Origin of the sequence: Nocardiopsis sp. JB363, assembly GCF_900143625.1 — a bacterium.
Taxonomy (GTDB): domain Bacteria; phylum Actinomycetota; class Actinomycetes; order Streptosporangiales; family Streptosporangiaceae; genus Nocardiopsis.
This window is the reverse complement of record NZ_FRFF01000013.1, coordinates 13,963-37,906: the sequence shown is the minus strand read 5'-3', so window position 1 is coordinate 37,906 and position 23,944 is coordinate 13,963. Positions and strand designations below refer to the sequence as shown.

At 68.3% G+C, this 23,944-nt stretch carries 26 protein-coding genes; 12 read left to right on the top strand and 14 right to left on the bottom strand.

Going from position 1 to position 23,944, the window contains the following annotated elements; all coding sequences use genetic code 11:
* Positions 1–2: 2 nt before the first annotated feature.
* Positions 3–302: a transcriptional regulator gene (locus BQ8420_RS03440; RefSeq protein WP_087096337.1), complete on the top strand. Its 300-nt coding sequence runs from the start codon at positions 3–5 to the stop codon at positions 300–302.
* Positions 303–372: 70 nt separating this feature from the next.
* Here BQ8420_RS03440 and BQ8420_RS03435 read toward each other — a convergent pair whose 3' ends face one another.
* Positions 373–822, bottom strand: coding sequence for a pyridoxamine 5'-phosphate oxidase family protein (locus BQ8420_RS03435; protein WP_087096336.1), 450 nt, complete (start codon positions 820–822; stop codon positions 373–375).
* A 397-nt stretch (positions 823–1,219) separates the two neighbouring features.
* Here BQ8420_RS03435 and BQ8420_RS03430 point away from each other — a divergent pair, with 397 nt between their 5' ends.
* Complete coding sequence (locus BQ8420_RS03430; RefSeq protein ID WP_235005898.1) at positions 1,220–1,621, top strand: peptidase inhibitor family I36 protein; 402 nt, start codon at positions 1,220–1,222, stop codon at positions 1,619–1,621.
* Positions 1,622–1,742: 121 nt separating this feature from the next.
* Positions 1,743–2,609 (top strand): lipoprotein, encoded by an 867-nt coding sequence (locus BQ8420_RS03425; RefSeq protein WP_143847091.1) that lies wholly within the window; start codon positions 1,743–1,745, stop codon positions 2,607–2,609.
* A 28-nt stretch (positions 2,610–2,637) separates the two neighbouring features.
* Here the strand turns inward: BQ8420_RS03425 and BQ8420_RS03420 are convergent, their stop codons facing one another.
* The 4 genes from BQ8420_RS03420 to BQ8420_RS03405 form a co-directional block, all read right to left on the bottom strand.
* Complete coding sequence (locus BQ8420_RS03420; protein ID WP_087096334.1) at positions 2,638–3,834, bottom strand: erythromycin esterase family protein; 1,197 nt, start codon at positions 3,832–3,834, stop codon at positions 2,638–2,640.
* Positions 3,835–4,044: 210 nt separating this feature from the next.
* Complete coding sequence (locus BQ8420_RS03415) at positions 4,045–5,004, bottom strand: phosphotransferase (RefSeq protein ID WP_087096333.1); 960 nt, start codon at positions 5,002–5,004, stop codon at positions 4,045–4,047.
* Positions 5,005–5,110: 106 nt separating this feature from the next.
* Complete coding sequence (locus tag BQ8420_RS03410) at positions 5,111–5,425, bottom strand: DUF397 domain-containing protein (protein WP_087096332.1); 315 nt, start codon at positions 5,423–5,425, stop codon at positions 5,111–5,113.
* Positions 5,426–5,427: 2 nt separating this feature from the next.
* Positions 5,428–6,342, bottom strand: coding sequence for a helix-turn-helix transcriptional regulator (locus BQ8420_RS03405; RefSeq protein WP_235005897.1), 915 nt, complete (start codon positions 6,340–6,342; stop codon positions 5,428–5,430).
* Between the two features lie 117 nt (positions 6,343–6,459).
* Between BQ8420_RS03405 and BQ8420_RS03400 the strand changes: the two genes are divergently transcribed.
* Both BQ8420_RS03400 and BQ8420_RS03395 read left to right on the top strand, forming a co-directional pair.
* A complete protein-coding gene (locus BQ8420_RS03400; protein ID WP_087096331.1) occupies positions 6,460–6,783 on the top strand; it encodes a hypothetical protein in 324 nt (107 codons plus the stop codon).
* A 133-nt stretch (positions 6,784–6,916) separates the two neighbouring features.
* Positions 6,917–7,681 (top strand): class I SAM-dependent methyltransferase, encoded by a 765-nt coding sequence (locus tag BQ8420_RS03395; RefSeq protein ID WP_087096330.1) that lies wholly within the window; start codon positions 6,917–6,919, stop codon positions 7,679–7,681.
* Positions 7,682–7,718: 37 nt separating this feature from the next.
* Here BQ8420_RS03395 and BQ8420_RS03390 read toward each other — a convergent pair whose 3' ends face one another.
* Both BQ8420_RS03390 and BQ8420_RS03385 read right to left on the bottom strand, forming a co-directional pair.
* The gene (locus tag BQ8420_RS03390; RefSeq protein WP_087096329.1) at positions 7,719–8,882 is read right to left on the bottom strand and encodes a GDSL-type esterase/lipase family protein; all 1,164 of its coding nucleotides are present in this window, start codon (positions 8,880–8,882) and stop codon (positions 7,719–7,721) included.
* Positions 8,883–9,224: 342 nt separating this feature from the next.
* Entirely contained in the window at positions 9,225–10,031 is an 807-nt protein-coding gene (locus tag BQ8420_RS03385) for a TetR/AcrR family transcriptional regulator (RefSeq protein WP_087096328.1), read from the bottom strand.
* 89 nt (positions 10,032–10,120) lie between these two features.
* Here BQ8420_RS03385 and BQ8420_RS03380 point away from each other — a divergent pair, with 89 nt between their 5' ends.
* Positions 10,121–12,394: an excinuclease ABC subunit UvrA gene (locus BQ8420_RS03380; RefSeq protein WP_200815777.1), complete on the top strand. Its 2,274-nt coding sequence runs from the start codon at positions 10,121–10,123 to the stop codon at positions 12,392–12,394.
* Between the two features lie 87 nt (positions 12,395–12,481).
* Here BQ8420_RS03380 and BQ8420_RS03375 read toward each other — a convergent pair whose 3' ends face one another.
* The 3 genes from BQ8420_RS03375 to BQ8420_RS03365 are packed head-to-tail and all read right to left on the bottom strand — an operon-like array spanning position 12,482 to position 13,936.
* Positions 12,482–13,129 carry a trans-aconitate 2-methyltransferase gene (locus BQ8420_RS03375; RefSeq protein ID WP_087096326.1) on the bottom strand — a complete coding sequence of 216 codons (648 nt, stop codon included), beginning with the start codon at positions 13,127–13,129 and terminating at the stop codon, positions 12,482–12,484.
* A gap of 22 nt (positions 13,130–13,151) precedes the next feature.
* Positions 13,152–13,514, bottom strand: coding sequence for a fluoride efflux transporter CrcB (gene crcB, locus BQ8420_RS03370; RefSeq protein ID WP_087096325.1), 363 nt, complete (start codon positions 13,512–13,514; stop codon positions 13,152–13,154).
* A complete protein-coding gene (locus BQ8420_RS03365) occupies positions 13,511–13,936 on the bottom strand; it encodes a CrcB family protein (RefSeq protein ID WP_143847089.1) in 426 nt (141 codons plus the stop codon). The genes crcB and BQ8420_RS03365 overlap by 4 nt, the downstream gene beginning before the upstream one ends.
* 150 nt (positions 13,937–14,086) lie before the next feature.
* Between BQ8420_RS03365 and BQ8420_RS03360 the strand changes: the two genes are divergently transcribed.
* The gene (locus BQ8420_RS03360) at positions 14,087–14,707 is read left to right on the top strand and encodes a TetR/AcrR family transcriptional regulator (RefSeq protein WP_087096323.1); all 621 of its coding nucleotides are present in this window, start codon (positions 14,087–14,089) and stop codon (positions 14,705–14,707) included.
* A gap of 27 nt (positions 14,708–14,734) precedes the next feature.
* Positions 14,735–15,883, top strand: a complete 1,149-nt coding sequence (locus tag BQ8420_RS03355) for an acyltransferase (RefSeq protein ID WP_087096322.1) — start codon at positions 14,735–14,737, stop codon at positions 15,881–15,883.
* A gap of 66 nt (positions 15,884–15,949) precedes the next feature.
* Here BQ8420_RS03355 and BQ8420_RS03350 read toward each other — a convergent pair whose 3' ends face one another.
* Complete coding sequence (locus BQ8420_RS03350) at positions 15,950–16,654, bottom strand: SDR family oxidoreductase (RefSeq protein WP_235005896.1); 705 nt, start codon at positions 16,652–16,654, stop codon at positions 15,950–15,952.
* An 86-nt stretch (positions 16,655–16,740) separates the two neighbouring features.
* Here BQ8420_RS03350 and BQ8420_RS03345 point away from each other — a divergent pair, with 86 nt between their 5' ends.
* A complete protein-coding gene (locus tag BQ8420_RS03345; protein ID WP_087096350.1) occupies positions 16,741–17,271 on the top strand; it encodes a sugar O-acetyltransferase in 531 nt (176 codons plus the stop codon).
* Between the two features lie 253 nt (positions 17,272–17,524).
* Here the strand turns inward: BQ8420_RS03345 and BQ8420_RS03340 are convergent, their stop codons facing one another.
* Positions 17,525–19,429 carry an ABC transporter ATP-binding protein gene (locus BQ8420_RS03340; protein WP_087096320.1) on the bottom strand — a complete coding sequence of 635 codons (1,905 nt, stop codon included), beginning with the start codon at positions 19,427–19,429 and terminating at the stop codon, positions 17,525–17,527.
* Between the two features lie 153 nt (positions 19,430–19,582).
* Here BQ8420_RS03340 and BQ8420_RS03335 point away from each other — a divergent pair, with 153 nt between their 5' ends.
* Positions 19,583–20,422 (top strand): alpha/beta fold hydrolase, encoded by an 840-nt coding sequence (locus tag BQ8420_RS03335; protein ID WP_087096319.1) that lies wholly within the window; start codon positions 19,583–19,585, stop codon positions 20,420–20,422.
* A gap of 413 nt (positions 20,423–20,835) precedes the next feature.
* Complete coding sequence (locus tag BQ8420_RS03330) at positions 20,836–21,627, top strand: CPBP family intramembrane glutamic endopeptidase (protein ID WP_160049269.1); 792 nt, start codon at positions 20,836–20,838, stop codon at positions 21,625–21,627.
* A gap of 93 nt (positions 21,628–21,720) precedes the next feature.
* On the opposite strand, the gene BQ8420_RS03325 is transcribed toward BQ8420_RS03330, so the two are convergent.
* Both BQ8420_RS03325 and BQ8420_RS03320 read right to left on the bottom strand, forming a co-directional pair.
* Positions 21,721–22,425, bottom strand: a complete 705-nt coding sequence (locus tag BQ8420_RS03325) for a sensor domain-containing protein (protein WP_087096349.1) — start codon at positions 22,423–22,425, stop codon at positions 21,721–21,723.
* Between the two features lie 120 nt (positions 22,426–22,545).
* The gene (locus BQ8420_RS03320) at positions 22,546–23,229 is read right to left on the bottom strand and encodes a GAP family protein (RefSeq protein WP_087096317.1); all 684 of its coding nucleotides are present in this window, start codon (positions 23,227–23,229) and stop codon (positions 22,546–22,548) included.
* 62 nt (positions 23,230–23,291) lie between these two features.
* On the opposite strand from BQ8420_RS03320, the gene BQ8420_RS03315 reads away from it, so the two are divergent.
* Complete coding sequence (locus BQ8420_RS03315; RefSeq protein WP_087096316.1) at positions 23,292–23,939, top strand: TetR/AcrR family transcriptional regulator; 648 nt, start codon at positions 23,292–23,294, stop codon at positions 23,937–23,939.
* The last annotated feature ends 5 nt before the right edge of the window (positions 23,940–23,944 follow it).

Genomic DNA, 23,944 nt, shown 5'->3' with positions numbered 1-23,944 from the left:
CTATGGAGATCGACCCGTTACTGGCCGACGCCACACGGTTGAAGATCCTGGCGTTGCTCGCCTCCAGCGACTGGGCGGACTTCTCCTTCGTACGCGAGGGGGCGGGGTTGTCCAAGTCGGCCCTGTCCAAGCAGATCGGGAAGCTGGAGACGCACGAATACGTCGAGGTGCACAAGGGCTACGTGGGCAAGTACCCGCGCACCAGTCTGCGACTGACCGACACCGGGCGTGCGGCCATCGAAAACCACCTCGCCGCACTGCGACGGATCGTCGACCAGAGTCGCGACCGCCCCTCCCGGTAGCGGACCCGCCGCACCAGGACCGGCCCTGAGCCGGTCCTGGTGCGGCGAGGTTCGCGTCCGGTGCGCACGGTCAGGGCAGGGCCTTGGACAGGTCCTTGACCACGGTGCGTTCGGGGACCAGACGCACCAGGCGGGCGTCGTCGGCGTAGTGGCGAAAGTCCGGGTGCCAGGTGCTCTCGTCCTCGCCCAGGTAGCGGCGGAGTTTGCGTGTGGCCAGGGCCGGGTCGAAGGGCACCACTTCGGCTCTGCCCCGCATGATCACCTGCAGGTACTCCTGGCGTCGCAGATCGCAGGTGTCGATCACCACGGCGGTGCGTGGGTCGCGTTCCAGGTGTTGGGCCATGACCGCGTACTCACCGGTGATCCACCACAGCACCCCTTCTTCCCACAGGAACCAGACCGGTCTGACGGTGGGTGCGCCCGAGGCGTTGGTGGTGGCCACGCGGGCGACCAAGGGCCGGGCGAGGAAGGTGTCGACGTCGAAGGGGTGGGGCGAGAGGGTGCTGGGAGTTTCGCTCACCTCTTCAGGTTAGGTTTTCGGGGCGGGCGGAGGAAGAGGGGCGAGGTCGCCTGTGGACAACCCCCGCGGGCGCGCTGTGCCCGGCTCACGCCCGGGGAGGTCGGACCGCGTGGCACCGGCGCGGGTGAGCGGCGACCACACCACTCCCTGTCTTCTCTGCCAAATCATGGCGACCATCGAATTCAGTGATGTCGGCGGGCATTAATTTTTATCCGCAATTGCTCCAATATGGTCTTTGAATTCCGGAATGTCATGCTGGGGGCGGCCTGATGTGGCCAAGGTATTTTCTTTTCACGATCGGACTCCTCGCTTAATGTCATTGAGGGACGCCGCGAAGCGCGACCGGGACATTCCGGTCGTGGCAGGTATTGGCGTCGCCAATCGAGAGAGGGAATCCATGTCTGCCAACAAGCGATTGTTCGCCACCGCCGCGATGGTGGCCTCCGTCGCCGTCGCCGGGGTGCTCGGCACGGCTCCGACGGCCTCGGCCGCGAGCATCCCCATGGTCGAGGCGCAGGCCACCTACATCTACCTCTACGAGCACGACGACTACAAGGGCGGGTCCTGGCGGACCTCCGGCAGTGACCGCAACCTGTCCGGCAACTGCTGGAGCGGATCGGGTTGCCGTAGCGTCAATGACAACGCCAGTTCCATGAAGAACCAGAAGCCCAACAACGCCTCCTTCTACGAGCACGCGGAATACGGAGGGGCGTCCTACTACGCCCAGAAGAACTCCTCCGACAAGGATCTGACCGACAACGGCTTCGACAACAGGATCAGCTCGATCCGGGTCTGGTGATCGGCGTGCCGGGGAGGTCGAGCTCGGCCTTCCCGGCACCATTTCGGTGGAGAATCGATGGAAGGAATGGGGCATTTCCTCCCGGATCTGAAAGACCGGGTTCCCATGCCCGAACAAACCGATGAACAGACTTCTTTCGGTGGCCGGGGCGCTGTGCGTTGCCCTGGGACTCGCCGCCTGCGGCGTACAGGATGAGGGAGGCGGGGACCGCTACCTTCCCGCCGAGCAGAGGGTGCGGTCGCTGACCCTGCCCTTCGACGAGTACACGCTCTCCCCCTTCGAAATGCGAACGCTCGACTACGCCGAGGACCTGCTCGTGCGCGACTGCATGCGAGGACACGGCATGGACTGGCAGGTGCTTCCCGTCCCCGAGGAGGAGGGGACCGACCCCGCGCACCGACGTCGATACGGCGTGATCGAGACGCAGGTGGCCCAACAGTACGGTTACGGCGCGCCGCCCGGGGCAGCGGACGAGGTCCTCGTGGAGGAGACGCGGGAGGACCGGCTCACCCTCCTGGCCACCGAGCACCGAGCGGCCCACGGGAGCGAGGGCGAAACCGGGTGCCTGGAAGAGGCGGCCGGGGACCTCACCGCGGGTGTCCCGGACATGGACTACGACCTGTTGAACTCCTACATCCACGCGAGTTTCGAGGCCTCCCAAAGCGCGCCCCCGGTGGTCGATGCCTTCTCCGCCTGGAGCACCTGCATGGCGGACCGGGGCTTGGACTATCCCACTCCGACCGAGGCCTCGGCCGATGAGCGTTGGACGGAAGGGGAGGGCGATCCGTCAACGCAGGAGAGAGAGGTGGCGACGGCGGACGTGGCCTGTAAGGAGGACGCCTCGGTGGTCGAGGTCTGGGGCGAGGCGGAGGCGGCGGCGCAGGAGGGCCTGATCGAGGAACACCCCCAGGATTTCGCGCTCTTCGCCCAGGTCAGGGACGTCCGACTGGAGACGGCGCGAACGGTACTCGAACGGTTCGGGTCCTAGTCGCACCTCACCTCTCGGGTCAGTGCACTTAGGACACGTCCTTGACGAACACCAGGCCGTCGATTCGGGCCAGGTGGGCCGGGTCCAGTGGGGCGTATCCGAACCAGGGCGATTCGCGCGGTGGGAGCGGGGCCTCCTCCAGGGCCTGGGCCAGGAGCCTTGGATCGACCAGGTGATGGTCTCCCTGTAGCTCGTACAGCAGCCCTTCGATGGTGTGCGGCGGTGGGGTGTCCACGCCCTGGCGCGGCAGGGTGCCCAGTGCCGTGTGCAGGAAGGCGTACCCCTCGCCCAGGTGGGCGTTGACCAGTGCTCCGGCGCTCCACCATCGCACCCGCCCCTGCCACATGCTCATGCTGCTCTGCTGTCTTTGCAGGTGGGAGTTGTGGGCGTGGACCAAGGTCGGACCTCGCCGGGCAAGGGCCAGGAGGTTGTCGGCCATCATCGCGTCGCGCACGCTCAGCAATCGGGACATGCGGGCCGGTGAGGCATCGGCCATGCACTGGTGGTAGCGCAGCAGGCCGGTGGCGGTACGCCCGTACAGGCGGGCCCGCGCCATGTCCTCTTGCGAGGTCCGCGCGATCAGGTGCGGTGCGTGTTCCGCCAACAACGCCACCAGGTCGTGGGCGATCAGCCGCAGTCGGTCGGCCTCGGCGGAGCGCCCCACCGAGCGGGCGGGATCCATCATCGCCTCGGGTTCGGTCCACTGAGCGTCGGATCCCAGCAGGTCGTCCAGGGCGTGCGCGGTGCAGGGCGACAGCCCCGAGTCCACGTGGGTGGAGAGGAACCCGTGCAGCGCGGTCAGGGCCCGGCGCGGACTCGCGGCGCCGGTGATCTCCAACGGGCCGTCGAACCCCGCGAACCGGACCTGCTCGTGGGCGAGGCGGCCCTCGTTGTGGAAACGCATCCAGCGCACCAGGTCACGATTGCCCTGGTCGGCGCCCCATTCATGGCTGAAACCGCTCTCCATCACCTCCTCCAGGGTGCCCGCGGCGCCGGTGACGTAGTCGTCCACGACCAGGCCCATCATGCAGTCGCTCTCGATCGCGATGGTGCGGTAGCCGTACTGTTCGACGAGCTCTCGGAAGAGGTCGTTGCGCAGACTCAGCAACGTGCCTTGGCGGTGGGTGGGCTCGCCCAGGGCCAGCAGCCGCGGTCGCTCGGGCAACAGTTCCAGGACGGAGGTGGCGTCGACGCCATGGATGGCGTCTTCGATGTCGAAATCCATACCTTCAACGCTAGCCTTGAAGTTCCTGTTTGGACTTTTTTCCGAACTGGTCAAGGTTTCTGGGGAAAACCCTCAAACCGGGGAGCATCCCGACATAGATCGGCAGGGGGTCCGGAGCCATGACATGGCTGAGCGTCCTGTGGGCGGCCGGAGGACGGGCGACAGGCGGGCTCCGGCGGGTAGTCGCCCACCCGGATCAGTCGTCCTGGGTCAGCCGGCCGGCCTTGTCAGGCCGGTGGTGAACGGGGTGGCCCGCCACTGGTCGACGGCCGGGTTCAGGTACTGCGCCAGCAGAGGCAGCTTCGGAACGAGTTCGAGGGTGGCGATCACTCGCAGCGCCCCCACCGCGTTGACGAAGGACAGCACGTCCTCATCGAGCTCACGCTGCCCGTTACCTCGCGCGCCACGGTTGTAGGAGGCCTCCAGCTCCGGTCCCAACGCGGCCAGGTCCCACTCCACCGGGCCCAGGGAGACCAGCTCGAAGTCGGCGTAGCGGTCCCCGTCCATCGCGGCGAAGATGTTCGCGGGCGGGGAGTCACCGTGGACGGGCTGTAGGTCGATGCCGGGGAACGCCTTCTCGAACTCCGCGCGTGAGCCGGCGACGGGCTCCAGGACCCGCCACTCACGGCGCGCGCGGTCCAAGTCCTCGGGGGAGATGAGATCGGGGCTCTTCTCCAGCTGGTCCAGGCCGGCCGAAAGCGAGTGCGGGTCGGCCGCGCCCAGGAACGTCAGCTTCCCCGGGTAGTCGCGCAGGGCGGCGTGCAGGTTCGCGGTGCTCTCGGAGTTGACCGCGTAGTCGGGTTCCTTGTCGCGGTTCTCCTGGACGTACTGCCAGAACGTCATCGAGAATCCGTCGCGCTGGACGGGTCGGCGTGGCACGAGGGGGCTGGGCGGGAGCACGGGGACGCCCTGTTCCTCCAGCCACCGGGTCACATCCAGTTCCGCGCGCTGGCGTGCGGCCAGAGATTCCAGGCTCGTGGATTGCGGCAGGACGGTGGGGATCCGGGCCACGACGGGGGAGGGCGCCAGGTGCACGACCACGGAGAACAAGTCGTGGAGGAGTCGAGGTTCGGTCACCGTGAGCCCGAGGTCGCGTCCGGCCCCGACTGCGGCCTGCACGGCGTCGGAGGTTCGGCGGGCGAGCTGTTCTTGGGTGAGGAAGTCGGTCATCGGCCGATCATGCCACGCCCCGGAACTGGGGGAATACCGGATCGGGCGCTGTGTTGCCGATCGGTGGCGGGCCGGGGAACGGCCCACCACCGGGAGGCGGTCAGGATCAGGCGTCGGGAGCTTCGGCGGCGACCAGACGGGTGAAGGAGGCCCACTCACCGGCCCCGACAGGGAGGAAACCCAGATCGGGGTACTTGGAGTCACGAATGGCGGCACCCGTGGGCAGCTCCGCGACCTCTACACAGTTCTCCCCGCTGGTGGAGTAGGAGGACTTACGGAAGGAAGGGTCTACCTGGGCGACCTCTACACAGTTCTCCCCTCCGGAGGAGTAAGAGGACTTCTGGAAGTTGAGGATGGGTGCGATCTCCACGCAGTTGTCCCCGCTGGTGGAATAGGAGGACTTGCGGAACTCCAGCAACATGTTCAGGCTCGCTTGTCGTGCTCGGCGGCGATGGAACCGATCAGGTCTAGCGACCTCTGCGGGTCCAGCGCCAGGTTCTGGGCGGCGTCGAAGATCAGCGCGTGTTTGTCGAAGTAGTCTGCGTCTTCAACGTACAGCGCCTCCACCACGGTGGGAATTGAGACTATTCCCGGCTCTGGACGGGGGAAATCGAACAGGGCGAAGGCGCCATCGACTGCGGGATGCGCCCCAGCCTCATCAGCGATCACCAACATTGTCACTTTGTAATGCGCTGCCATACCGTTCAAGAAGCGCAACTGTTCGGCCATGATGGCGTGCGACCCCACGACCTTGCGCAACGCGGCCTCGTCGATGACAGCGGTCAGGCATGGCCCCTGAGGTAGATCCAGCACCGCTCGACGAGCCATGCGTGACTCAACTTTGCGTTCGATCTGGTCAGGGGGAACGATCTGGCCAGCGTTGAAGATCGCCGCCGCATAACCTGGCGTCTGCAATAGCCCAGGGATCACAACAGCCTCGTATGTCCGGATTCGGACGGCCTCGGCCTCCAGGTCAGGCAGTGCCCCCGGGAAAAGGTCAGCGTATTTGTGCCAATCACTGCGCCCGCGAGCCTCCTCGGTCAGACTGAGAAGATGCGTGTGGTCGTCACCCTCCACCCCGTAGAGGTCCAGCAGAGCCTCGACCTCGTCGCGCTTGGGGAACTTCCACTCGTTGCGTTCGGCTCTGGTCAGCTTGGTCGCCGAGGACCAGCCCAGCCGCTTCGTCGCCTCGGCAGCGGACAGCCCGCTCGCGGCTCTGAGTCGCTTGAGCGCTGCCGACAGCCGTCGCCGTCGCACCCCGGGCGAGTGCCCACCAGTCACGAAAACCCCTTCCACGCTGTGAGTTCGTGCCTCGATCGTAGTGGTGCACAAGGACACGGAATTATTTTAGTTCAAACACAGTACTAGCTTGTTATTGTGTCTGAACACGTGGATACTGGAGTCAGTCGAGCACCTCTACCTGGTGCCGCCTCCTCTCTGCAAGGAGTTGACTCCATGGCGTCATCCGCCACTTACTGCGCTTCAAGCGAGGCCTACACCGAGATCGTCCAGGTCATCAAGGGCGGCGAACCCGACGAGGACGGCATGCCGCTGGCCGGTCGAATCTCCCCGTTCTCCCCGACTCTGCGCAACCGCTCCTGCGCCTGTACCTGCGCTCCGTTGCCCTATGGGTTCTGGGAGATGCTGGACCGGCTGAACCCCTACGGCGACAAGAGCGACATCTGGCTGCGCGTCCTCGGGTCCAACGACCAGGCACCGCCACTGCCCGACGGGGCCATCCTCATCGACACGAGGCGGGTGACCTACCAAATCGCATGAGACCCAACGACCCTGTGAGTCGACGGCACCACCACCTACGGTGGTGCCGCCCGTTCGCATGGCCGCGCCAGGGCAGTGGCTTCGGGGCGCAAAACCCGTTGGCCACCGGGGATCGGGCCACCACAATGACCCCATGGTCGATCGACACTTCTCCATTGCGACCCTGGCCGATCTCTATGACCACTTCAGCCATTGGCAGGTCTCCCCACAGGACGACTTCTACCTTGATCTCGTGATGAACGCCCGCTCCGTACTGGACGTGGGATGCGGGACCGGCAAGATCCAACGGGTGGCCCGGGAGCGCGGGCACACCGGCCGCCTGATGGGGCTGGACCCGGCCGACGCGATGCTCGAAGTCGGCCGCCGGGACCGGGATGACATCGAGTGGACCCTGGGCGACCTGGTCGCGGGCCCCTACGACGGGGAGACCGAGCCGCTGGGGGAGGGGGCGTTCGACCTGGTGATCATGTCCGGTCACGCCTTCCAGGTGTTCACCACCGATGAGGCTCTGCGCGCCAACCTGGCCGCCGTGCGCAGGGTGCTGTCCGAGGATGGCCGGTTCGTGTTCGAGACCCGTAACCCCGCCGTACGCGGTTGGGAGGCTTGGAGTCCCGAGCGTGTGCGCACGGTGGACGGTCCCGGCGGGCTCAAGGCGACCTGTGTGCACCAGCTGCGCGAAGTGGAGGGCGACCTGGTCACCTTCACGTCCGACTACAGCGTCCAGGGATGGGCCGAACCGGAGGTTGCCCGCAGCACCCTGCGCTTCCTGGACGCCGAGCGCCTGAACGCCTTCCTGGCCGAGGCCGGACTGAGTGTGAGCGCCCAGTACGGGTACTGGGACCTCACCCCGCTCACACCCACCAGCGAGGAGATCATCACCTTCGCCTGCCCCACCTGATTCACCCCCGCCACCCGCACCTCACCCGTGGGGGTGTTCAGCCGGCGAAGGGACCGCCCGGGGCGAAGACGCGCTCGGCGAACCGTTGACCGATCCTGCTGTGGGTGGCGGTGTCGGGGTGCAGCCCATCGGGCAGGGGCAGCTCGGCGAAGTCCGTCTCCCCGTACAGCTCGCGTCCGTCCAGGTAGTGCAGGTTCTCATCCTGGGCGGCGCGTTCGGCCACGATGCGTTCCAGCTCCCGGCGAATGTTGGTGAGGGTGAGCCGGGTGGGGTCGGTGGGGTCTCCGGTGGCCTTGAACGCGACCCGGCCCTGCTCAAGGGCTTCGGGGTCGATGGCCCCCGGTCCTGGGGTGTGTTCGTGGATGGGGCAGTACAACGGGGAGACCACCAGCAGCGGAGTGTCCGGATGGCCTTGGCGCAGGGTGTCGAGGAACCCGTGCACGGACGGGCCCAGCGCGCGCGTCCGCATCAGGTCGGCGTTGGCCAGGTTGATGCCGATCTTGACGCTGACCAGGTCGGCCGGGACCTCACGCATGGCCGCCGCGGTGAAGGAGTCCAGCAGAGCACTGCCGCCCAGCCCCAGATTGACCAGGTCCACCGCGCCTTGGTCGGCGGCGATCACCGGCCAGATGGCGGTGGGGTTGGTGGCGTTGGAGCCATGGCTGATCGAGCTGCCGTGGTGCAGCCACACCCGGCGCCCGGAATCGGTGAGGGGTTCGACGGTGGCATCGGCGCGCAGGGCCACGAGTTCGGTGGTCTCGTCGTGCGGCAGCCAGATCTCCACGGTTTTATCGTGGTCCGGTAGGCCTTCGAAGCGCACGGTTCCGGGCTCGCCCCTGGTGGGGGTGAACGTCCCGGTGCTCACGTCGATGCGTAGGACGTCGCCTCCGCTGACGGTGCCCTGTGCGGTGAGTCGGCCGTCCACCCGCAGGTCGTAGATGCCGTCCGGGCGGGGTGGGGCGCCCACGTAGTGGCGTTTGGTGGGGATGGTGTCCAGCTCGATCACGGTGGCGCGGGTACGCATCGCCACGCGCACCCCGGAGGGCTGGGACTCGGCCATGGCCAGTTGGGGATCGGTGTTACGGGTGCGGGCCAGGGCGGGCAGCCGGTGGGGGAGCAGGCCGCGATCGGTGCGCTCGATCTCCAGGGCGCCGCGGATCAGTTCCGGGGCCAGAGGTGTGGCGGTCGGGTGTGTGCTCATGGTGGTGGGCCTTGCATGGGTGGGGAAGACTCTTGACGAACGTGATCTGCTCGGCGCAGCTCAAAGGGAGGTGTACATGTTCTTCTTCTACAACAGCCGTTGGGGCTGTGTGGGATCCCTGTTGGTCTCGGCCGTCCTGACCCTACTGGTGTTGTTCCTGTTGGGTTGGATCTGATCCCCTGTGCACCCGGGGCGTGTGCACCCGGGGCGTGTGCACCCGGGGCGCCCGGACCTGCGAACCGTTCGGCCGTCCGTGGTGGCGGCAGGGGATCCTATGCGGCGCGGGGGCCGGCGAAGTCGCGCACTCGGCGGACGTGTCGGGCAAGGACCCCGCCGTAGGCCTCAGGCGGCGTCGATGCGGCGTTGGATGCCGTCCAGCAAGGTCTCCAGCCCGAACTCCAGCGTTTCCCAGGCTTCCCGTTCCAGGTAGGGCTCGGTGGGGTCCTCGTTGTCGAAGGCGCCCTGAGTGGTCATCAGCGTCAGGGTCGGGAAACGCTCGGCGAAGTCGGGTGCCAACTCCTCCAGTTGTTCGGAGCGGGCGTACCACCACTCGTCTTCGGGGACCCCGGTCACCGCTTCGGATTGGCGGGCCTCGGCGGCGGTGCGGACCATGCCGCGGACCAGGTTGAGCAGGCTTCCATAAGCGCTGCCGATGGCTTTGGGGGCCATTCCGGCCGCGTGCAACAGGGTGGCCAGCGACTCGTAGAGTCGGTACTCGTTGGGGCCCAGGACGGGGCGGGCCTGGGAGATCTCCAAGGTCCAAGGGTGGCGCAGGTAGAAGTCCCACAGCAGGCCCACCCAGGTTCGGGTGCTCTCGCGCCAGCCCCGCTCCGAGGTGGTCCGGGACTCGCTCTCGACCTGCTCGACCAGTTCGGCGAAGGCCTGGTCGTACATCAGGTCGATGAGCTCGTTCTTGCTGGCCACGTAGGTGTAGAGCGACATCGCGGTGCGGCCCAACCGCTCACCCACCGCGCGCATGGACAGCGCCTGTAGGCCCAGGGCGTCGGCTACCTCGATGGCGGTGCGCAGGACCAGGTCCACGTTCAGTTCCGGTTTGGGCCCGGGGGCGGTGCGCTCGCCCTGGTCGTGTTCGCGCCACAGCAGTGCCATGGAACGACGTGGGTCGCCCTGGCCGGCGTAGACCACCACTTGCATCTCCTTAGGGAATAAACTAACGTGCTCCTCTTGTTAGTTTAGCGCATAAGGAATCGCTGGAACGCGGGCACCAGGGGAGCAGCTTGACCTTCGAACCGACCACACCGGCCGACACCCACGACACGATCGAGGTACGCGGGGCCAGGGAGAACAACCTCGACAACGTCTCGGTGGACATCCCCAAGAGACGACTGAGCGTCTTCACCGGACTGTCCGGCTCGGGTAAGTCCTCACTCGTCTTCGGCACCATCGCCGCCGAGTCCCAGCGGCTCATCAACGAAACCTACACGGCTTTCCTGCAGTCGTTCATGCCCAGCACCGGCCGACCCGACGTGGACTCCCTGCGCAACCTCAGCGCGGCCATCATCGTCGATCAGGAACGCATGGGCGCCAACTCGCGCTCGACCGTGGGCACCGCCACCGACGCCCACGCCATGCTCCGCATCGTCTACAGCCGGGTGGGCACCCCGCGCCTGGAACCCTCCAGCCTGTTCAGCTTCAACAACGCCGAGGGCATGTGCCCCGAGTGCGAGGGGTTGGGGCGCACCGACCAGATCGACCTGGAAGAGCTCTACGACCGCGAACTGTCCCTGAACGAGGGCGCCATCACCGTCCCCGGTTACACGGTGGACAGCTGGTACTGGCAGGTGTTCGTGCACTCGGGGCTGCTGGACGCCGACAAACGCCTGGACGACTACACCGACCAGGAGTGGAACACCTTCCTGTACGAACCCCTGACCAAGGTCAAGGTCGGCAAGAACTCCTTCTCCTACGAGGGCCTGGTCCCCAAGATCAAGCGGACCTACCTGGCCAAGGACCGCGACAAGATGCAACCGGCCCTGCGCGCCTTCGTGGAGCGGGCCGTGGTCACCTCCACCTGCCCCGAGTGCGCCGGCACCAGGCTCAACGCCGCCGCCCGCCAGGTCAAGGTGGCCGGGCGCACCATCACCGAGTGCGCCTCGATGCAGATCGATGACCTGGTCTCGTTCGTGCGCACCATCGACGACCCGGCCGTCAAGCCATTGGTGGACACCCTGGCCCACACCCTGGACTCCCTGGTGCAGGTGGGGCTCGGCTACCTGAGCCTGGACCGGGAGTCGGGCACCCTGTCCGGAGGCGAGGCCCAACGGGTCAAGATGGTCCGCCACCTGGGCTCCAGCCTCAGCGACATCACCTACGTCTTCGACGAGCCCACCGTGGGACTGCACCCGCACGACATCGAGCGCATGAACAACCTGCTGCTGGGCCTGCGCGACAAGGGCAACACGGTGCTGGTGGTCGAGCACAAACCGGAGACCATCGCCATCGCCGACCACGTGGTGGATCTGGGCCCGGGCGCCGGTCCGCGCGGCGGCACGGTGACCTACACCGGCGACGTGGCCGGACTACGGGCCTCGGGCACCCTCACCGGTCGCCACCTGGACCACCGGATTCGACTCAAGGACGAGGTGCGCACCGCCACCGGGCACCTGCCCATCCACGGCGCGAACACCCACAACCTGCGGGATGTGTCCGTGGACGTGCCCCTGGGTGTGCTCACCGTGGTCACCGGGGTGGCCGGTTCGGGAAAGAGTTCGCTCATCCACGGCGCGCTGCCTCGGCACGAGGGCGTGGTGGTGGTCGACCAGTCGGCGATCCGAGGATCGCGCCGCTCCAACCCCGCCACCTACACCGGGCTGCTCGACCCGATCCGTACCGCCTTCGCCCGAGCCAACCAGGTCAAGGCCTCCCTGTTCAGTGCCAACTCCGAGGGGGCCTGCCCCGAATGCAAGGGCGCCGGGGTCATCTACACCGACCTGGCGATGATGGCCGGGGTGGCCTCCACCTGCGAGAAGTGTCAGGGGCGCCGGTTCAAGGACGAGGTGCTCCAGTACACGTTGCGCGGCAAGGACATCAGCCAGGTGCTGGCCATGTCGGTGGAGACCGCACGTGAGTTCTTCACCTCCGGCAACGCCCGCACCATCCTGGACCGGCTGCACGACGTCGGGCTGGGCTACCTGGGTCTGGGACAGCCGTTGACCACCCTGTCGGGCGGTGAGCGTCAGCGGTTGAAGCTGGCGATCTCCATGGCCAAGCAGGGGGCGGTGTACGTGCTGGACGAGCCCACCACCGGGCTGCACCTGGCCGACGTGGACCGGTTGTTGGCGCTGCTGGACCGGCTGGTCCAGGACGGGAACACGGTGGTGGTGATCGAACACCACCAGGCGGTCATGGCGCACGCCGACCACATCATCGACCTGGGCCCGGGGGCGGGGCACGACGGCGGACGGGTCGTGTTCGAGGGTTCTCCGGAGCGGTTGGTGGAGCAGGGCCAGACCCTGACCGCCCGTCACCTGCGCGCCTACCTGGAACGTTAGCGGCAGAGCAACAGGCGGGCCCGCCCCCGAGGACCCTGGTCTCCGGGGGTGGGCCCGTGCCCTTCCGGGAGGGTCGGCACCCCCTGGTCAGCGGGGGCGGTCGTAGACCAGGGTGTGCCGCCAGAACAGGCCGCGGTGGACGCGCGCCCCGGGCAGGTGACGGGCGGCCGCGGCCCGGATCCGGTCCAGGGTGTGCGGCGGTTCGGCGACGGGTGCGCGCATGTGCGGTGGCGGAGCGGCGGCCGCTTCGGGGTGTTTCCACAGGCCGATCAGCGGGTTGAGCGCCGCGGAGACCAGCCCGGTGGCCAGGTCGACGACGCCCTGTTCGCGGTGGTGGCCGACCACCACCAGACGACCGCCCGGGACCAGGGCCTTCCGGAGCTCGGGAAGGGCCTGCTCCAGGGGCAGGTGGTGCAGGACCGCCACCAGAGTGATGGCCTCCCACCGGGTGGTGGGGTCGCGCCGCTCCCATCCGGCCTGGGCGATGGTCACGCCCGGGGTGCGCGCGAAGCGTTCACGGGCGAGCGCGGCGGTGTCGGGGTCGGGTTCCAGGCCGCTGACCTCGGGAACCCGCTCGCGCAGTCGCTCGATCAGGTTGCCGGTGCCGCACCCCACGTCCAGGACGCGGGTGGCGCCCGAGGCCACCACTCGGCGCACCACCCAGGGCCCGTACCAGTCGTTGTGGCTCCACGGATGACGCGCATTGAACCGGGCCATGCGGTCGAGGAGGGGCATGCCGGTCACGATAGTGGTCCCCTCAGCCCTTCAGGAGTGTGGTCAGGCCCAGGCCGAGCCAGGCGGCACCGATGCCCAGGACCAGGTGGGCCGCGACGAAGGCCAACGCGCGCCGCCGGGCGCCGGTGCGCGCCAGTCGCACGGTCTCGTGGGCGAAGGTGGAGTAGGTGGTCAACGCCCCGCAGAACCCGGTGCCCAGGAGTGCCAGCACTTCGGGAGGCAGTGGCAGGGCCAGGAGCGAGCCCAGGATGAGGCTGCCGACCACGTTCACCACCAGCGTGCCCCAGGGGAAGGCCCGACCCAGGCGGCGTTGGAGGGCCAGGTCCACCAGGAAACGCGTGGGGGCGCCCACGGCCGCGCCCAGGGCCACCATCAGGGCGCTCACGGGTTCCTCCCGGTGTCGTGGGTGAGGAGTCGGTGGGCCAGTGCGGAGGCGGCCCAGGCCGCGGTGAGAGCGCCGACCAGTGTCAGGGACAGGTAGGCCAGCGCCACCTGCGGTGCGCCTCGTTCCAGGGCGGTGACCACGTCCGCGGCGTAGGCGGAGAAGGTGGTGTATCCGCCCAGGAAGCCCACGCCCCAGAACGGGCGCACGTATCGGCTGTGGGGCCACCGGTGCGCGATCAGTTCCATCAGCAGGCCGATGAGCAGGCTGCCGGTGACGTTGACGGCCAGGATCGTCCAGGACACCCCTGAGGTGGCGGGCGGCCACAGGGTGTCCAGGCCGTGGCGGGTCAGCGCGCCCAGGGCGCCGCCGAGGGCGACGAAGGCGAGCACGGACCGAAGGTCGGCCGGTGCGGATGGGGTCATGGCCCCCATCCTCCACCCGTGGAACACCTGGTGGCGTCGGCGGACCCTGAGGGTCGGGAGCCCTGTCCGGGCCGGGGACGGGGGCCGTTTCAGGGGTGGGATCAGGGCCATCCCCGATGGTTTTCTGGCCACCCGTGTAAGATTCTGGCCATGCGGTCAAAAAATGAGTCAGACGGTCAGAAGCGGTCCTTCATCGAGAAGGCCCGCAGGGCACAGATCATCGACGCGGCGGTGCGCACCATCGCCGAGGTCGGTTATCCCAACGCCTCCCTGGCTCGGATCGCACGGACAGCGGAGGTGAGCAAAGGCGTCATCTCCTACCACTTCGACGGCAAGGACGAGCTGATGGACCAGGTGGTGATCGGCGTCTACACCCAGATCGGGGAGGAGGTCGCGCCCCGGGTCCTGGCCGAGCAGAGCATGGAAGGGGCGCTGCGCACCCACGTGCGCGGCGTGGCCGAGTACGCGTTGGCCCATCGCGAGCGCATGACGGCACTGTCCCAGATCTTCCGGCACTTCCGTAACGCCCAGGGCGCCCCCCGCTTCGATGGGTCCCAACCCGAGGCGATCTACGAGTCGATGGAAGAGCTCTACCGGTACGGGCAGCGCAGCGGGGAGTTCCGCGACTTCGACGTGCGGGTGATGGCGGTCAGCCAGCAGGCGACCATCGACGCCATGTTCGAGTACTGGCGGACGCATCCCGGCCACGACCTGCTCGCACACGCCGACGAACTGGGCGAATTCCTGGTCCGTGCGATTCGAGCCCCATGACCGTCACACCACAGTGACGAGGTCCCCATGGCACAGAACATCAGCCCATCCATCACCGGGGCGGCCGACCGGCCGACCCGCCCCCGACTGTTCTACGTCGACCACCTCAGGGTGGTCTTGACGGTCCTGGTCGTGTTGCACCACGCGGCCATCACCTACGGCAACATCCCGGTGTGGTACTTCTCCGAGCCCGCCCAGGATCCCTCCGGTTTGGCGCTGGACCTGTTCGTGCTCTTCAACCAGACGTTCTTCATGGGCATGTTCTTCCTCATCGCCGGGTACTTCGTGCCGGGTTCGATCGACCGGCGCGGGCGGCGCGGGTTCATGCGGGAACGGCTGATCCGGTTGGGTGTGCCGCTGCTGCTGTTCCTGGTGTTGCTGCGTCCCTTGGTCCTGGTCCCGGCGTTCGGTCAGGCGTTGGCCTCCGACCCCGACACCCCGTTGTGGCTGCTGTACCTGCTCACCATCGACCCGGGCCCGATGTGGTTCGTGGAGGTGCTGTTGGTGATGAGCCTGGTCTACGTGCTGGTGCGCGGTGTGCGTGAGCGCCGCTCCCAGCCCGTCCCGGTCGTGGCGGAGGTGCGGGAGCGGGGGCCGGTGCGCTGGCTGGTTCCGGTCCTGGTGTTCGCGGTGGGGCTGGCCCTGGTCACCTTCGCCTGGCGGTGGGCCTTCCCCGCGCCGTACTGGCCGGTGGTGGGGTTGCCCAGCCCCGGCTACCTGCCCCAGTACGTGGCCATGTTCACCGTGGGGGCACTCGCCTACCGGGGGGACTGGCTGCACCGGTTGCCGAGCCGGGCCGGGGTGGTCGGTGGCATCGCCGCGGTGGTGGTGCTGCCCGTCATGGTCCTGTTCGTGACGGCTGCCCCGGGCACCGGTGCGTCCTTGGTGCATCTGGTGGCGGAGAACCTGTTCTCGGTGGGTGTGATGCTGGCGCTGCTGGTCTTCTTCCGTCGGTTCGTGGCCCGGGACCACCGTGTGTGGCGGTTCCTGGGCGACAACGCCTTCGCCGTGTACGTGCTGCACGCGGTGGTGCTGGTGGCAATCGCCATGGCACTGAGCGGATGGGAGGTCGCGGCGGTGGTCAAGTTCGCCGCCCTGGCCGCCTTGAGCGTGCCGTTGACCTGGGCGTTGGCCGCCGGTGTGCGGGCGATTCCGGGGGTCGCGCGGGTGCTGTGAGCACAACCGGAAAAAAAGGGGGCCGCCCCTGCCCGCGTGGTGCGGGTGGGGCGGCCCCGCATCTGTTCAGGGGCCCGGGCGCAGGTGCAGTTCGGTGACCAGCGCATCGCGGGGCAGATCCAGCACGTCCGCGATCGCCCCGGCCAAGGTGGTGAGGCGAATACAGGCCTCGGGGTCGTAGGGCCGGCCGAAGTCCGCGCGCACCCGCCGCAGGGTTTCGGTGGCGGTTCCGCCAGGGTGGACGGAAGTGACCCGCACCCCGTGTTCGGCCTCCTCGGCGCGCAACGCGTCGGCCAGCTCGCTCAGCCCCGCCTTGCTCGCGGTGAAGGCCGACCAGCGCGGCACCCCGTGCAGGCCGGGGGCGGCGTTGACCAGCACCACGTGGCCCTTGGCGGTGCGCAGAGCGGGCAGCACGAGGCGGACGAGTTCGGCGGCGGCGACCAGGTTGACCGCCAGCACCTGATTCCACAGGGCGACGGGGGAGTCGGCCACCGACGCCACCGGGGAGAGCCCCGCGCAGTGCACGAAGGCCGACAGCTCCTCGATCTCCTCGGTCAACGGCTCCAGCGTCTCGGCCAGGGCCTGAGGGTGTTCGAGGTCGGCGAGCACGGTCCGCACACCCGGCCGGGTCCGGGCCAGGTCGGCCAGACGATCGGGGTCGCGGCCCAGCGCCACCACGTGGCGTTCGCGTCGCAGCAGTTCGTCGACCAGAGCGATGCCGATGCCGCCGGTGGCTCCGCTCACCAGGACGGTGGAGATGGGGGTTCGCATGGTGGGCATTGTGGCAGGGCACGGCGCTAGGCTCGACGGAGTTTTCAGCCAGGGAAAGGACCGCTGTGACCAGTGCCAAGGAACGCATGCTCGCCGGTGAGCCCTACCGGGTCGACGCCGAGTTGGCGGCCGAGGCCGTCCGGTGCCACAAGCTCATGGACGTCTTCAACGCCACCGCATCCGATGACCACGAGGGGCTTGCCCGGGCGTTGGCCGACCTGCTCGGCGAAGTGGGTCAGAACGCCGCCGTGCGCCCGCCTCTGCACGTGGACTACGGCCACCGCATCACCCTGGGCGAGGGGGTGTTCGTCAACTTCGGCGCGGTGATGCTGGACGTGGCGCCGATCCGGATCGGCGCTCACACCCAGATGGGTCCCAACGTCCAACTGCTCACCCCCACCCACCCGCTCGACCCCGCCGAGCGCAAGGCCGGCTGGGAGTCCGCCGAACCCATCACCATCGGTGAGAACGTGTGGTTGGGCGGCGGCGTCATCGTCTGCCCGGGTGTGAGCATCGGTGACAACACCGTGGTGGGCGCCGGAGCGGTGGTCGCCCGGGACCTGCCCGCCAACGTGGTCGCCGTCGGCAACCCCGCCAGGGTGATCAAGCAGCTCTGAGGGCCCCAGCCCCGGAAAATGTCGGACCCGCGCGGTACAACGACGTTGTGGGAACCGGCGGTGGCTCGTCCGCGCCCACCACCCCGAGGTGACGAGGAACTTCCTCTTCCTGCTCCCGGGCCGAACCGGCCGGGGAGCAGGGACTTCGACGCCTGTGCGGGTGCGCGGTGCCCCGATCCCCGCAGGTGGCGGCGAGAAGGGGGGTCCGTCCCCCGGTGTGGCGCCACCGGGGGGCGGGGTCGGTCGGCGGGGCTCAGCCCGCCACGTGCACGGGGTCGCTGCCGTTGGTGGCGGCGGGCGCCTGCGCGAACTGGGTGCGGTACAGCTCGCTGTAGCGGCCACCGTGCGCGAGCAGTTCGGTGTGGGTGCCCCGTTCCACGATCCGGCCGGCCTCCACCACCAGGATCGCGTCGGCGGCGCGGATGGTGGACAGCCGGTGGGCGATCACCAGGGCGGTGCGCCCTTGCAGAGCCTCGCCCAGGGCGGCCTGGACGGCGGCCTCGGAGGTGGAGTCCAGGGCCGAGGTGGCCTCGTCGAGGATGACGACCTCGGGGTCGGTCAGCAGTAGCCGGGCGATGGTCAGGCGTTGGCGTTCACCCCCGGAGAAGCGGTAGCCGCGCTCACCCACCACCGTGTCCAGACCGTCGGGCAGGGAAGCGATGAGGGTGTCCAGGCGGGCGCGGCGCAGGGCGTCCCAGACCTGTTCCTCGGTGGACTGAGGTGCGCCCAGGGTGAGGTTGGCGCGGATGGACTCGTGGAACAGGTGTCCGTCCTGGGTGACCATGCCCAGGGTGGCGCGCATGGAGTCGAAGGTCAGTTCGCGCACGTCGGCGCCGTTCAGGCGTACCGCGCCGGAGTCCACGTCGTACAGGCGTGGGGTGAGTTGGGCGATGGTGGACTTGCCCGCGCCGGAGGAGCCGACCAGGGCCACGGTCTGACCTGGTTCGACGTGGAAGGACACCCCGTGCAGGACGGGCCCGTGGTCGGTCCTTTCCAGGGTGGCGACCTCCTCCAGGGAGGCCAGGGAGACCTTGTCGGCGGTGGGGTAGGCGAAGGTGACGTCGTCGAACTCCAGGGAGACGGGGCCGGCCGGTACGGGCCGGGCGTCGGGTTCCTCGTCCACCAGTGGCTTGAGGTCGAGTACCTCGAAGACGCGGCTGAAGCTGACCAGGGCGCTCATGACCTCCACGCGGGCGCCGGCCAGCGCGGTGAGCGGGGCGTACAGGCGGGTCAGGAGCATGCCCATGGACACCACGGTTCCGGCGTCCATGCGGCCGCTGAGCGCGTAGAAGCCGCCCAGCCCGTAGACCAGGGCCAGGGCGATGGCCGAGACCAGGGTCAGGGCGGTGAAGAACACCTCTTGGACCATGGCGGTGCGCACCCCGATGTCGCGTACGCGGGAGGCGCGGCGGGCGAACTCGGTGGACTCCTCGGCGGGGCGTCCGAAGAGCTTGATCAGGGTGGCGCCGGGTGCGGAGAAGCGTTCGGTCATCTGGGTGCCCATGGCGGAGTTGTGCAGGGCGCGTTCGCGTTCGATCCTGGCCAGGCGGGTGCCCATGCGGCGGGCCGGGAGGACGAAGACGGGCAGCAACAGCAGCGACAGCAGGGTGATCTGCCAGGACAGGGTGACCATGACGACCAGGGCCAGGATGAGGGTGACCAGGTTGCTCATCACCCCCGAGAGCACGTCGCTGAAGGCGCGTTGGGCGCCGATGACGTCGTTGTTGAGGCGGCTGACCAGTGCGCCGGTGCGGGTGCGGGTGAAGAAGGCGACCGGCATGCGTTGGACGTGGTCGTAGACGGTGGTGCGCAGGTCCAGGATGAGTCCTTCGCCCACGCGGGAGGAGAGCCAACGCACGATGAGGGCCAGGACGGCCTCGGCGATGGCGACGGCGGCGATGAGGCCGGCCAGGAGGAGGACGGGGCGCAGGGCCCCGCCTTCGATGATGGCGTTGACCACGCGTCCGGCCAGGAGCGGTGCGGCCACGGCCAGGGCGGCGGTGACCACGCTCAGGGCCAGGAACCAGACGAGGGGGCGGGTGTGGGGGCGGGCGAAGCCGGCGATCCTGCGTAGGACGGGCAGGGAGAAGGGCCGCTGATCCTCCTTGGCGTGCATCGCGTGGTAGATGGAGTTCCACGCGGCCATTTCCATGCTCATGGGTCTACCGATCGGTCGTGGGTTCGGACTTCCCTGAACAGTAGGACCTCAACAATACTTGAGGTCAATCGCGGTGTTGAGATTCCCTGTTATTCCCTGTACTTCTTACCTTAGGGAAGGTTAGGGTTGTTTGGATGACAGGGGGGAGTTCACGTGGACACGATCTACCACAGTGAGGAAGCGGCCCAGCGGATCCGGGACCGCTATCGACGGGAGCTGCGGAGCTGGCCGGTACCGGCCGAGCACCGCCACGTGCCCACCGGGCAAGGGAAGACCTTCGTCCTGGTCGCCGGCCCCGAGCAGGCGCCGCCACTGGTGCTGCTGCACGGATCAGGGGCCAACGCCACCACCTGGCGCGCGGACATGGCGGCCTGGGCCGAGCCCTTTCGGGTGTACGCGGTGGACCTGGTCGGCGAGCCCGGGCTGAGCGCCCCCTCCCGCCCGGACCTGGCCACCGAGGCGAGCGCGCTGTGGCTCGACGAGGTCCTGTCCGGGCTGGGTCTGGAGCGCGTGGCCCTGGCGGGGATGTCGCTGGGGGGATGGACGGCGTTGGACTACGCCATCCGTCGTCCGAGCCGTCTCTCCCGGTTGGTGTTGGTCTGCCCCGGGGGTGTGGGCGCCCAGCGCCGGTGGCGGATCCTGGGTGCGGGGTTGCTGATGCTGTTCGGTCGGCGTGGCCGGGTGGCCTCCACCGGCTACCTGACGGGGCTGGTCGGGCCCGGGGACCGGGAGGTGTTGGAGGCGGTGTTGGACAACTTCGCCGGATTCCGGCCCCGCACCGAGCAGTTGCCGATCTTCACCGACGAGGGGCTACGCGCTCTGACCATGCCGGTACAGGTCACCGTGGGGGAGAGGGACCGGATGTTCGATTCGGCCGGTACCGCTCGACGGATGCGTGCGCTGGTGCCGCACGCCCGGGTGCGAGTGCTGCCCGGTGTGGGCCACGCCGTCCTGGACCAGACCGAACCGGTGCTGGAGTTCCTGCGCGCCTGAACCGGGACGGCCTCGCCACCCCGGCTCATCCGGGCCGTGCCCCTCAGATGAGGATGACGATCTTTCCGCGTGTGCGTCCGCGCTCGGCGTGCGCGACCGGCTCGACGAAGTCATCGGTGTGGCACGAAACCCGGACCTGGGCTGCGCTCACGGCGACGCCCGCTCCGGAGGTAGACCCGGGACCGTAGGGAAGCGGTCCCGCAAGGGGCGCTGACCTCTTCGGGGGCACGACCGGATCACTACAGGATTCAGTGGTGGCCCCGAAAGGACCTCCTCCATGGCGGCCGATCCCGAGCACCGGGGCGCTCCAGGGTCGACCCTTAGGGGTCGGGGGCGTACACGCCGAGAAAATCCGGGTCGGAGGATGACCTTTCCCCGATGTCGGCCACTCGATGATTCTCAAAGATGAGGGCATGAGTTCGCGAAGCCGTATACGGGTCGGGGTCACCGGCACGGCGGCCACGAAAACGATTCTGCCCCTCCTGCTCACGATCGTTCTCACGTTCGCCGTGCTCTTGGCCGGCCAGCCGATCGGTGTCCTCCTGGCGGTGCCGGCGGTGTACTTCTGGCGCCGTTTCGTACACCGCCCCTGGGCCGGGGTGGGGCTGCCGATAACGTGGTCGGCCGTCCCCCTGCTACTGATCGGTTCGGGTGTGACCGTCGCCGCGCTCCTCGCGGCCAACGCCGCCTCGGTCGCCATGGGTGCCGCCCGGTGGGTGCCATGGGAACCGGAGGACCTGATCTACCTGCCCCTGGTGATCGCGATCATCATCATTGCTCAGGTTTTTCCAGAAGAACTGATATGGCGGGGCAATCTCTACGACCTTCTGGCGGAGCACCTGTCACCACGTGTCGTACTGGTGCTCACATCGGTGGGCTTCGGTGCGCTCCACGTCTTCTCCCAGAGCGCGGCGCGGGGAATCGTTGAAGTGGTCCTCTACGCGGTCGGAGCCATGGCCTTGGGCTTCGTCTGCGCTGCGAGCAGGGCGCGGACGGGCAGCATCTGGATGGCCATCGGAGTCCATAGCGGTTTCTATTTCGGCAACGGCTTCTTCCCGACCGAGGGGATCGTTTACGGTGTCCAGCTCCTCGTGCAGATCATCGTCATGGTCCTGATCGGCCTGCTGGTTCTCGGCCGTGCCGGGAGCAGGACTCAGGCGGCTCGGCCGGGGGTGGTGACGAGAAAACCTGACGAAGGGGAGTGACCCGGCGTTCGGGAAGACCGGAACACGCATGGAGGTCGGGACCACGGTGGAGGCCGCCACCGTCGATCACCGGCCGGGGGCACACCGGCGGGATCAGTGCAGCGAGACGTAACGGCGTTCCCCCTCGCTCTCCTCCGGGGCGGGCACCGTCGTGTTCCTGGTGGTGAGCACGCGTGCGCTGATCTCCTCGGGGGCCAGGAGCAGCACCCGGGCCAGGGCCGAGTTCATCCCGGCCAGGACACGTAGTGCCACCGGCAGGGTGAGGGCGAACAGGGCGCCGCCGACCATGTAGACCACCAGGGTGGCCACCGCCGGGTTGTCCGGCAGTAGATAGTCGCCCACATCGGTGTAGCCGGGGACGAGATGGAGCGACCATCCCCAGAGCGGGTAGAGCAGACCGCCCAGGGCCAGAGACCACCACAGCACCGCCAGGACGAACCCGACCAGGGCCAGGGGCAGGCCCACGATCGCGTGCAGGACGTCCATCCAGCTGCGTGCGCAGGCCAGGGGGTTGAGTAGGCGGCGTAGGGGACCGGCGTTCGCCGGGGACGGACGGTAGGGCAGGCGCACCACGGCCCGTCCGTGCAGGTCGGACAGGCGCAGGCGTTCCAGGTGCGCCACCCCCCGGGCCAGGAGCAGGGTCCCCGAGAGCAGGAACAGTCCCACGAAGAGCACGGCGGTGCCGGTACCGGCGGCGAGTCCGGTCAGGACCAGGCTGAAGGCGATGACCGCCAAGGGCAGTCCCAGCAACAGGTAGCGGGTGTTGCGGACCATGCGGACGAAGGGGGGCGTTCTCATGGTCTCGACGTTACGCGCGGTGGTGCTCCGTGTCAGGGCGGTCAGGGTGAGAAAGCATGGTGGGGCCAGTACCACCACGGGTGGGCTCCATGGCGGGTGCGGCATTCCTCCCCGTCCCGATCACGCATTGCCGATCAGGTCCTCGATACCGGCCAATTGCAGGCCGTTGAGCACCAGGAGCACACCGACGATGCCGATGATCCAGGCCATCGCCTCGCGGGAGCCGGAGTCGATCTTCTCGCGCCAGCGGTCCAGGCGCGGGCGCAGGCGTTCACCGAAGAGGCGGTGGCCCACGTAGAGCAGCGCGGGTGGAAGCACCATCATCGTGTTGTAGGCGGCCAGCATCGGCACCCAGGTGGTGGCGGCGAGTCCGGCGGTGCCCATGATGCCGATCGCGCCCAGGTAGGGGAGGGCGGTGCCGGCCTCCAGCAGGCCGGTGGCCAGACCCAGACCGATCATGGTGGTGGTGCGCAGGGTGGCGGGTCGGCGCGGGGCGCGCTTCTTGGTGGGCATCACCCAGGAGTAGGCGAACAGGGCCCCGCCGAGGACGACCATGACCCAGCCCGTGGCGGGGCTCTCGGCCAGGTGCGACAGGTGGGCCAGCGCCGCTCCCAGGCCCAGCATGAGTGCGCAGCCCAGCACGAAGTAGAACAGGGCGACCGTGCCCAGGTAGGCGAAGAGCGGTCGGCCGATGTTGCGGGCGCCGCTGAGCAGCACGAAGAGGGAGACCCCCAGTGTGGTGGGGCTCAGGGTGTCCAGCAGCGCCAGGCCGGCGACCGGTATGAGTACGTCCAGGGGCGGCATGCGTCCTCCTTTTTCACACGACTGTGCTAAATAAAATAACACAGATGTGCTAAAAAGGAAGGGTGCCTAAGATCGTCGATCATGAAGAACGTCGCCGCGCCCTGGCCGAGGCCCTGTGGAGGGTGATCACCGAAGCCGGGCCACACGCGGTCACCATCCGTAGCGTGGCCGCCGAGGCGGGGCTGTCCACCGGGGCCCTGCGCCACTACTTCCAGACCCGAGAGGACCTGCTCACCTATGCGATGGACCTGTCCGAGGAACGGGTCGTCCAGCGCATGCACGAACACAGCCAGACCTTGGACCCCCGAACGCCCCTGTTGGACCGGGTGATGGGTTTCGTCGAACAGATGCTGCCCCTGGACCAGGCCCGACGGGCCGAGTATCGGGCCTGGGAGGTCACCGGAGACCCCGACTACCTCGACCCCAGGCTCGACCACCGCTGGCACCAACAGCGCGGCCTCTATCGGCGGCTGGTCGCGGCCCTGGACGGGCACCCGGACCTGGAAGACCCCTTTCAGGTGCACCCCGACCCCTGGTTGGAGACCTGGTCGGAATACCTGCACACCTTCGCCGACGGGCTGGCCCTGCAACTGATGACCAACCCCGAACGGATCACCCCCGAATCGGCCCGCGCCCGACTGCGCTCCTTCCTGGGGCACATCGCGAGCATCGCGCCACAGGAGCGGGACCGAGTGGGCACTACACCGTGACGAGG